Source organism: uncultured Cedecea sp., from assembly GCF_947498825.1.
Taxonomy (GTDB): Bacteria; Pseudomonadota; Gammaproteobacteria; order Enterobacterales; family Enterobacteriaceae; genus JGM124.
Genome location: NZ_CANMLV010000055.1, coordinates 1 through 761, shown reverse-complemented (window position 1 = coordinate 761; position 761 = coordinate 1). Strand labels below are relative to the sequence as shown.

Genomic DNA, 761 nt, shown 5'->3' with positions numbered 1-761 from the left:
GGCTTCCATTCCGGTTTTCCGATTTCAGACGAACTCTCCCGGTTCTGTTTTTTCTGGGTGATTTTCCTCGGCGCGATTGTCGCCTCCCGTAACCAGAAGCACCTGAGCGTGGACACCGTCCAGGTCCTGCTGCCAAAAAGTTCACGAAAAGTCTGCTGGGGTGTCAGCCAGTTTCTGGTCTTTATCTGCTGCGTGCTGATGTTCTATGGCTTCTGGATGCAGCACGATATTTTTGCCGACGATCCTGCCCCCGTCAGTGAGATCCCGCTGCTGATGGTGTACGGCGTGATTTATCTCTCCTCGGCCAGTATGGGCATTATCTGCCTGAGCAATATTGTTCGCCTGCTGACGGGACGGGTTGATGAGGCCGAATACTCCATGGCCGCCCGCAATAAATAACGCCTGACGTCAGCCCCCGCTGTTTGTCGGATTACCAGACTGCTTCCTTTCTTACTGGCAGGAAAGACTATGATTATCGGATTATTTGTTATCACGTTACTGGGAACGTTAGCGCTCGGCGTGCCGGTGGCGTTTGCCCTGTTGCTCAGCGGCGTTGTTCTGATGCTGGCGCAGGGAATGTTTGACCCGCAGATTATTATCCAGACCATTATTCCGGGCGCCGATAACTTTGCGCTGCTGGCGATCCCCTTCTTTCTGCTGGCGGGTGAATTTATGCTGGCGGGCGGGATCTCAAAACGTATTGTTAACCTTGCCGTTGCCTGGGTGGGGCATATTCCCGGCGGGCTGGGTTATGTGGTGGT

Annotated in this window: 2 protein-coding genes; both read left to right on the top strand. The window is 54.1% G+C overall.

The window, feature by feature from the left end; genetic code table 11:
• On the top strand, positions 1-399 hold a 399-nt coding region (locus Q1A40_RS22880; protein WP_300006080.1), incomplete at its 5' end, for a TRAP transporter small permease.
• 69 nt (positions 400-468) lie between these two features.
• Positions 469-761, top strand: a 293-nt coding sequence (locus tag Q1A40_RS22875; RefSeq protein ID WP_300006078.1) for a TRAP transporter large permease subunit, incomplete at its 3' end; no start/stop codon positions are given.